Source organism: Streptomyces longispororuber (genome assembly GCF_014656095.1).
GTDB lineage: Bacteria > Actinomycetota > Actinomycetes > Streptomycetales > Streptomycetaceae > Streptomyces > Streptomyces longispororuber.
On the sequence record NZ_BNBT01000002.1, the window covers coordinates 146,361 to 154,503 of the forward strand.

Annotated in this window: 8 protein-coding genes; 5 read left to right on the plus strand and 3 right to left on the minus strand. The window is 76.8% G+C overall.

Features of this window, described 5'->3' with window-relative positions:
- Positions 1-112: 112 nt before the first annotated feature.
- Positions 113-748 carry a hypothetical protein gene (locus IE330_RS01300; RefSeq protein WP_190133904.1) on the plus strand — a complete coding sequence of 212 codons (636 nt, stop codon included), beginning with the start codon at positions 113-115 and terminating at the stop codon, positions 746-748.
- Positions 748-1,971: a DUF6545 domain-containing protein gene (locus IE330_RS01305; RefSeq protein ID WP_190133905.1), complete on the plus strand. Its 1,224-nt coding sequence runs from the start codon at positions 748-750 to the stop codon at positions 1,969-1,971. The genes IE330_RS01300 and IE330_RS01305 overlap by 1 nt, the downstream gene beginning before the upstream one ends.
- Positions 1,972-2,134: 163 nt before the next feature.
- Here IE330_RS01305 and IE330_RS01310 read toward each other — a convergent pair whose 3' ends face one another.
- Positions 2,135-2,728, minus strand: coding sequence for a TetR/AcrR family transcriptional regulator (locus IE330_RS01310; RefSeq protein WP_190133906.1), 594 nt, complete (start codon positions 2,726-2,728; stop codon positions 2,135-2,137).
- 156 nt (positions 2,729-2,884) lie between these two features.
- Here IE330_RS01310 and IE330_RS01315 point away from each other — a divergent pair, with 156 nt between their 5' ends.
- The gene (locus tag IE330_RS01315; RefSeq protein ID WP_190133907.1) at positions 2,885-3,787 is read left to right on the plus strand and encodes an NAD(P)-dependent oxidoreductase; all 903 of its coding nucleotides are present in this window, start codon (positions 2,885-2,887) and stop codon (positions 3,785-3,787) included.
- 15 nt (positions 3,788-3,802) lie between these two features.
- Here IE330_RS01315 and pdxR read toward each other — a convergent pair whose 3' ends face one another.
- The gene (gene pdxR / locus IE330_RS01320; RefSeq protein ID WP_229925255.1) at positions 3,803-5,359 is read right to left on the minus strand and encodes a MocR-like pyridoxine biosynthesis transcription factor PdxR; all 1,557 of its coding nucleotides are present in this window, start codon (positions 5,357-5,359) and stop codon (positions 3,803-3,805) included.
- Positions 5,360-5,387: 28 nt separating this feature from the next.
- Between pdxR and IE330_RS01325 the strand changes: the two genes are divergently transcribed.
- Complete coding sequence (locus IE330_RS01325) at positions 5,388-5,990, plus strand: LysE family translocator (protein WP_190133909.1); 603 nt, start codon at positions 5,388-5,390, stop codon at positions 5,988-5,990.
- A gap of 80 nt (positions 5,991-6,070) precedes the next feature.
- On the plus strand, positions 6,071-6,763 hold the full coding sequence (locus IE330_RS01330) for a B3/B4 domain-containing protein (protein ID WP_190133910.1): 693 nt from the start codon (positions 6,071-6,073) through the stop codon (positions 6,761-6,763).
- A 30-nt stretch (positions 6,764-6,793) separates the two neighbouring features.
- On the opposite strand, the gene IE330_RS01335 is transcribed toward IE330_RS01330, so the two are convergent.
- The gene (locus tag IE330_RS01335) at positions 6,794-7,885 is read right to left on the minus strand and encodes a LacI family DNA-binding transcriptional regulator (RefSeq protein WP_190133911.1); all 1,092 of its coding nucleotides are present in this window, start codon (positions 7,883-7,885) and stop codon (positions 6,794-6,796) included.
- Positions 7,886-8,143 lie beyond the last annotated feature (258 nt).

An 8,143-nucleotide genomic window follows, 5' to 3' on the forward strand; every position in this document is an offset into this window, starting at 1 on the left:
GCGAAGAACCGTGCCACCCCGGCGCGCCGGGCACGCGCGGCCGCCGCGGGAGAGCTGACCCGTGCTGTTCACCGGTGCCTCCGCGGCGTGGCGCCGCACCGGCGGGGCCCGCGTGAGCGCAGCCTCGGCCCGGATCCGCGGCGCCGTCCACAAGCGCCGCGCCTGGGCCCGCGCGCGGCGGCGGGCCGTCCGCATCCTCCACGACGACCTCGGGCTGCTGCCCGGCCAGCGGCTGCCGGACCTCGTGAACGCCGTGGCGCGGGTGCGCCGCAGGCCCGTCACGGTCCTGCGCGTGGCCCTGCCCCCGCACGTCAGCGGCTTCTGCGTGCGCGGCGAGTGCGAGGACACGATCGTCGTCACCACCAACACCAGTGAACGGCAAGGGCTGCACGTCCTGCTCCACGAGCTCTACCACCTGCTGTGCGGCGCACCGCCCGCCCCGGGCCCGGCCCCGGGCACCGTCGCCGCCCTCGTCGACCCGGGGGCGCTCAGCGCCCAGTTGCCCTCCCTGCCCCCCACCGTGGTGGCGGAGGTGCTCGCCCGGCCCGCGCGGCCGCGCGCCGCCGCCGCGGCCCCCGCCGCCACCGTCGGCCGCGCCGCGTACGGCGAGTACGGCGGGGACGGCGAGCACGAGGAGTGGGCCGCCGAGGTGTTCGCCACCGTGGGCCTGCTCATGCTGTCCCTGGACCCGGCCCGCCACACCGACCCCGTGCCCTGCCCCTTCGCCCACCGGCGCGCCGCCGTCTGATGTGGCACACCGCCCTGGCCTCGGTCAGTCTCGCCGTCGCCGCGACCACCCTGGCCCTCGGGGTCCTCAAGCTCCTCGCGGCCCGGCGCGCGCCGACCCTGGTGCTCACCCTCACCGCGTCGTCCCTCTTCCACGCGGGCGCGGTCTTCCTGCTCACCGCGCCGCCCGTCTACCGCGCCGTGGGCGACGCGACCGGCGTGCCCCATCTGGCCGCGCTGCTCGCGCACTTCGCGGCCCTGCTGTCCGTCGGCCACGCGCACCTCAAGGCGCACCTGTGGGCCGCGCCCGACCGCACCGGCGCGGTCCTGCGGCGCACGGTGACGGCCTGGGCCCCGCTGTACGCGGGCGTGCTCGCCGTCATGGCCGCCCTGTTCGCGCAGGCGGACCTCGGCGGCCCGGCCCGGCCGCTGCTGCTCCCCGTCGACCACGCGTGCGTGCCGCAGGTGGTGGCGCTGCACCTGCTGTACGCCGTCGCCCTGCTCGTGGTCGTCACGGCCACGGTGCGCCAGTGCCGTGCGCTGCGGGCCCTCGACGCCCCCTGGCTCACCCCGGCGCTCGACCGGTACCTGCGCGGTTTCGCCGCGGGCGTCACCCTGGACCTGGTGCACGCGGTGTGCCTGCTGGCCGCCGTGGCGGCCGCCGCGCACGGCAGGCGCCTCGACGCGCTCGCCGAGGGCGCCTGGCTGACCACGGCCGTGAGCTGGCTGGTCGCCCACTTCAGCTTCGTCCGCTCCTCGCTGCACGCGCGGCACCGGGACCGCGGCGACTACCTCACGCTGCGGCCGCTGTGGCAGACGGTGGTGCGCGCCGACCCCGGCCTGGTGCTCGCCCCGGGCCTGCTGTGGGGCGGCTGGGACACCCGGATCGCGCTGTCCCGCAGGCTCGTGGAGATCCGTGACGGCGCCCGCAGCCTGCGCCCGTGGATGTCCGGCGCGCCCGCCCACGTCGTGGCGCACCTGGCCCGCCGCGGCCGCCACCCGGGCGTCGACGTCGTCGCGGCCCAGGCCGCGGCCACCCTGCTGTACGCCGCCGAGCTGCGGGGCGCGGGCCGCCCGCCCTCGCCCTCGGACACCCGGCTCCCGGCCCTGCCGGGCGAGGACGTCCCCGCCGCCGGGGAACGCGCCCACCTCGTCCTGGTCGCCCGCTACCTCGACCATCCGCTGGTCCTCGAGGCGCTGGCGCTGGTCCGCCGGGACGCGCCGACGAAGTGCGGCACTCCGTAGGCGGTGCGTCCGCTTCCGCCCGGCGGCGTGTCGGCTGCTCACCGGGGGTGGGCGGCGCGTCCGCTTCTTCCGGGCGACGGGCGGCGGGCGCCCGGCGGCGGGTGGCGCGCGACCGGCGGCGGGCGGCGTGTCGGTCCTTCTCCGGCGCCGGGCGCGGCGCCGGTCACGTCCCTTCGGCGACCGCCGCGTCCAGCAGCGGGCCGAGCTCGGCGACCGCCGTGGTCAGGGCCCGTGGGTCCCGCTCGGCGCGGGCGATGAGGAGGGCACCCTCCAGCGTGCTGATCATGAGCGTGGCGAGCGGCTCGGCGCGCGCGGCGGGCACGCCCATGTCCGTGAGCGCCCGGGCCACCGGACGGGCCCACCGCGCGAAGGCGGCCGCGGCGGCCTCCCGGGTGGACTCCACGGACCCGGCGCGGTCCACGACGGCGGCGGCCACCGGGCAGCCGGTGGCGTCCGGGGCACTCGCCAGCTCGTCCGTCCACTGGCGCACCATCGCGGCGAACAGCGCGCCGGGCGAGGGCTCGGGCAGCTCGGCGAGGAACCGTCCGACGCGCTCGGCCGCGTAGCCGCCGCCCCACTCCACGGCCTCGTTGACCAACTGCTCCTTGCCGCCCGGGAAGTAGTGCTGGAGCGAGCCGCGCGGTGCCCCGGCGTGCGCGACGACCTCCCGCATCCCGGTGGCGGCGACACCGCCGCGGCGCAGCAGTTGGGCCGCGCTGAACACCATCCGCTCCCGCGGGCCTCGCCCGGACACCATCGCCGCCCTCCCTGTCGTACGCGCGCAGCAGGTCGGGCCACTGTATAGAGATCGCGCCGGGCCGCGCGCCGACGGCGGGCATCGGCGGCGGGCCCGCCCGGTGCCGCCGTACTACTATGACAGCGGTCATAATCGCGGAGTCGCGGGGGTGCGCGGATGGACGTGGGATTCATCGGGCTCGGTGTCATGGGGCGGCCCATGGCGCTCCGGCTGGCCGGCTCCGGCCGGAAGGTGACCGTCTGGAGCAGGACCGCCGCCAAGCGCGCGCCGCTGCGCGCCGCCGGGGCGCACGTCGCGGCCGGTCCCGACGAGGTGTTCCGCGAGGCCCCCGTCGTCCTGCTCATGCTCGCCGACGGCGACGCCGTCGACGCCGTCCTCGGGCGGGGCACGCCCGACTTCGCCGCGCGCGTCGCCGGCCGCACCGTCGTGCCCATGGGGACGACGTCACCCGCGTACTCCCAGGGGCTCGAAGCCGACGTCCGCGCGGCGGGCGGGCGGTACGTGGAGGCCCCGGTGTCCGGTTCGCGCGTGCCCGCCGAGGCCGGGCGGCTGGTGGCGATGGTGGCGGGCGAGGAGGAGGCCGTCACCCAGGTGCGCCCCCTGCTGGAGCCCATGTGCCACGAGACCTTCGTGTGCGGGCGGGTGCCGGACGCGCTGCTGATGAAGCTGGCGGTGAACCTGTTCCTCATCACCACGGTCACGGGCCTGGCGGAGTCCTTCCACTTCGCCGAGCGGCACGGCCTGGACACGCGCCGGTTCCTGGACGTCCTCGACGCCGGGCCGATGGCCAGCGGCGTCTCCCGGATGAAGGCGCCCAAGCTGCTCGCCCGCGACTTCGACGTCCAGGCCGCGGTCCGGGACGTCCTGATGAACAACCGGCTCATCGCCGACGCCGCCCGGGCCTCCGGGGTGGCCTCCCCGCTCCTGGACGTCTGCCACGCGCTGTTCGCGGACACGGTGGCCCTCGGGCACGGCGCCGCCGACATGGCGGCCGTCCTGCACGCGCTGGAGGCGCGCACCGAGGGCGTGGCGACGGACCGCCCCGCGCACGGGGGCTGACCGGTCCGAGCGGCGTCACCGGAGCAGGCGGCCCAGGAGCGCCACCCCCTCGGTGATGTCCGTCGGGGTGCTCGCCGCGTAGCCGAGGACCAGGCCCGGGGCCTGCGGGCGCTGGGCGTGCCAGGACAGGGGCTGCACCTTCACGCCCCGCTCCAGGGCCGCCGCGGCCAGGGCCGTGTCGTCGTACCGGTCCGGGAAGGTGACCATCAGGTGCAGGCCCGCGGCGGCGCCGTGCACGACGGCGCCCGGCAGATGGGTGCGCACGGCCTCGATCATCGTGTCGCGGCGGGCGCGGTGGCGCCTGCGCAGGAGGCGCAGGTGGCGCTCCAGGCCACCGGTCTCCATCAGGTGCGCCAGGACCAGTTGGGGCAGCGCCGCGTTGCCGAGGTCCGCGAAGCGCTTGGCCTCCACCAGGGCCGCGTGCAGCCCGCGGGGCGCGAGCAGCCAGCCCACGCGCAGCGCGGGGGCGAGGAGTTTGGACACGCTGCCGGCGTAGGCGACGTGCTCCGGGAGGGTGGAGCGCAGGGCGGGCACCGGCGGCCGGTCGTAGCGGTGCTCGGCGTCGTAGTCGTCCTCGACGATCAGCCCGCCCTCGCGGGCCCACACGGCCAGCTCGCGGCGCCGGGCGCCGTCGAGGACCACCCCGGTCGGGAACTGGTGCGCGGGCGTCAGGAGCACGGCGGGCGCGCCGGTGGCGCGCAGCGCGTCCACGCGTACGCCCCGCGCGTCCACGGGTACGGGCGGGGCCTGGAGGCCCGACACGTGCAGGTGCTGGCGCAGGCCGAGCGAGCTCGGGTCCTCGATGGCGACGCGGGTGGTCCCGGCGTCCTGGAGCACGGCGGCCAGCAGGCCGAGCGCCTGGGCGGTGCCCGCGACCACGAGCACCTCGTCGGGGTCGGCCGCGATGCCGCGGTTGCGGGCGAGCCAGCGGGCGACGGCACGCCGCAGCGCCGGGGTGCCGCGCGGGTCGCCGTAGCCGAAGTCCGCCGGGACGAGCCCGGCGAGCACGGACCGCTCCGCCCGCAGCCAGGCCGCGCGCGGGAACGCGGCGAGGTCGGGCAGGCCGGGTGACAGGTCGATGCGGGCGGGCGCGGCGCGCAGGGCGTCGAAGACGTCGGTGCCGGGCGGTGCCCGGAACAGGCGACGGCTCGCTGACCGGCCATCAGGTCGTGCCTCTGCGGGCCCTGTTGGTGTGGCCAGAGGCACCGCCACGACCACGGTGCCGCCCCTCCCCCGGCCGGCGACGTGCCCGTCCTCCGTCAGGCGCCGGTACGCCTCCGTGACGACGCCGCGTGAGACGCCGAGTTCGGCGGCGAGCACCCGCGTCGCGGGCAGCCTGCTGCCGACCGGCAGCAGGCCGTCGGCGACCGCGCGCCGGACCTGCCGGGCCAGCCAGTCGGCCAGGCCGCCCTGCGGGGCTTCGGCGGGGTTGAGCTGGAGGAAGTCCGAGGCGGAGGGGGTGGAGGGCGCGGTGGCGGGAGGCGGGGGGACGGGCGACGCGGGGGTCTCTGCCTCCGCCGGGGCCGCGGGCGTTATGGACCTGTCGGGTGGAGATCCTTTGGACCTGTTCACCGATCCATTGTGGCGGCAGAGTCGAGCCATGGAGTTCCTGCTGACCTCGCTCGTCATGACCGTGACCCCGGGCACCGGCGTCCTCTACACCGTGTCGGCGGGCCTCGCCCGCGGCAGCCGCGCCGCCTTCGTCGCCGCCGTCGGGTGCACGCTCGGCATCGTTCCGCACATGGTGGCCGCGATCACGGGCCTGGCCGCGCTGCTGCACACCAGCGCGCTCGCGTTCCAGACGCTCAAGTACCTCGGCGTCGCCTATCTGCTGTACATGGCGTGGAAGACGCTGCGGGACACCGGCGCGCTCACCGCGGGACAAAGCGGCGAGGCCCCGCGCCCGACGTCCGGGGTGATCGTCTCCGCCGTCCTGCTGAACCTCCTCAACCCCAAACTCACCCTGTTCTTCTTCGCGTTCCTGCCGCAGTTCGTGCCCGACGACCACCCGCACGCGGTGGCGCGCATGCTCGAACTCAGCGGTTACTTCATGCTCCTGACGCTCGTGGTGTTCGCCGCGTACGGGCGGTTCGCCGCGGCGATGCGGGACCACGTCATCGCCCGGCCCGCGGTGGTGACGTGGCTCCGGCGCGTCTTCGCGGGCGCCTTCGCCGCCCTGGGCGCCAAGCTCGCCCTCACCTGAGGGCCCCCTGCCCCCCATCGAGACGACCTCGGCCTCCCCGACCTCCCCGACCTCCCCGACCTCCCCGATAAGGAAAACCTGTGCGCTTCCAGCATGTGACCGCCCTCTGGCAGGACTTCCCCACCCTCGTCCCCGGTGTGCTCCACGTCCGCGGCATCCGTACCGGTGTCCCGGTCGACCGCCCCGTCGCCGCGTACGAGGCGGTGGCCGCCGAGCGCCTCGCCGAGGTCCCGGAGAGCGGGTTCCCGGAGGTGGCGGCCTGGCGGCGGGCGTTCTCCGCGATGGGGCTCAAGCCCACCCGGTACCGGTGCGCCTCCGAATCGCTGCTGCGGCGGCTCCGCCGGGAGGGCTCGCTGCCGCGCATCCACCCGCTCATCGACCTCTGCAACGCCGTCTCCGTCGCGTACGGCATCCCGGTCGGCGTCTTCGACCTCTCCCGCATCAGCGGGAACCTGCACGTCCGGTACGCCGACGGGGACGAGGCGTACGAGACCTTCGCCGGGGGGACCGAGCGGCCGGACGCCGGCGAGGTGGTCTTCGCAGACGACGGGCACCGGGCCCACTCCCGGCGCTGGACCAACCGGCAGAGCGGCTTGTCGGCCGTGCGGGACACCACCACCGACGTGCTGATCATCACGGAGGCGCTGCACGACTCGGCCCCGCAGGACGTGCCGAAGCTGGTGGCGGCGCTCGCCGACGAGCTGCGCGCGGCGTGGTCCGCCGAGCCGACGACGGCCGTACTGACCCGCGAGGCACCGGTGTTCACCTGCTGAGCGCGTGTGGCGTGAGCTTCTGGTACGGGCTCAGCCGCCGTACTCCACCAGCTCCGTCGCCAGCACCACCCGCCGCGCGTCCGCCCCGGCCGTGTCCGCCGTGCCCGCTGTGTCTGCCGTGTCCGCTGTGTCTGCCGTGTCCGCTGTGCCCGCCGTGTCCGCCGTGCCGCGCTCCCGGATCCGGTCCAGGAGCAGCCTCCCGGCCGCGCGGCCGAGTTCGTCGCTGTCGTACGTCACCAGGGTGAGCGGCAGGCCCAGGGCGTCGGCGAGCTCGAAGTCGTCGAAGCCCGCGAGGGCGACGTCGGCGCGGGCCGCCCGGACGGCGCGGAACGCCCCTATGGTGTTGCGGTTGTTGGAGCAGAACAGGGCCGTGGGCGGGTCGGGCAGCGCGAGCAGCTCGGCGGCGGCGCGCTCCGCCTCGTGCGGCTGGGTCTGGCCCTGGCGGATGTGGCGCGCGTCGGGGCACAGGGAGGCGGCGGACAGCGCGGCCCGGTAGCCGCGCAGGCGTTCGGTGCCGGTGTAGACGGCCGGGGGTGAGCCGAGGAAGCCGATGCGGCGGTGGCCGCGGGCGAGCAGGCGCGCGGTGGCGTCGCGGGCGCCGCCGTAGTCGTCGACCAGGACGCAGTCGGCGGCGAAGCCCCGGGGCGGGCGGCTGGCGAGGACCACCGGCACGCCGTCGGCGGCCGCCGCGGCCAGGTGGCACTGGTCGTCGCCCGCGGGGACGGCGACGATGCCGTCCACGCGGCGGCCCACCAGGTCGGCGACCAACTCCCGCTCGGCTTCCGGGTCCTGGCCGGTGTTGCCGATGACGGTCTTCAGACCGTCCGCGCCGAGCACGGAGTCGAGGCCGAGCGCGAGGCGGGAGTAGAAGGGGTTGGCCAGGTTGGTGACGACCAGGCCGACCAGGCCCGTGCCCCGGCCGAGGCGCAGACGGCGGGCCAGTTCGTTGGGCCGGTAGCCGAGCGCGGCGGCGGCCGCGCGCACCCGGTCGCGGGTGGCGGGCAGCACCCGGGGGTCGTCGCGCAGCACCCGGGAGGCGGTCATCGCGCTGACCTCGGCCTTCTCGGCGACGTCCCGGAGGGTGGGCCGGCCGCTCCTGGGCTCCCGCGGAGTTCCGGGCATGGCGTGCCCTTCCTGTGCGTACGTCGGGTGACCCCATGAGCATGACCCCTGGGCCCCCGCCGAGGCGCGGCACCCGCCGCCCGGCCGCCCCTCGCCTCCTTACGCGTCCCTGCCCGCCGCCCGCGCATCCGTGTCCGCCGCCCACGTGTCCCGATCCGCCGCCCGCGCGTCCGCGTACCGCGCCGCCCGCACCAGCGCCGCGTCGGCCACCCTGTGGACCAACGACCTGACGTCCGCGTACGTCCACGAGAACAGCGC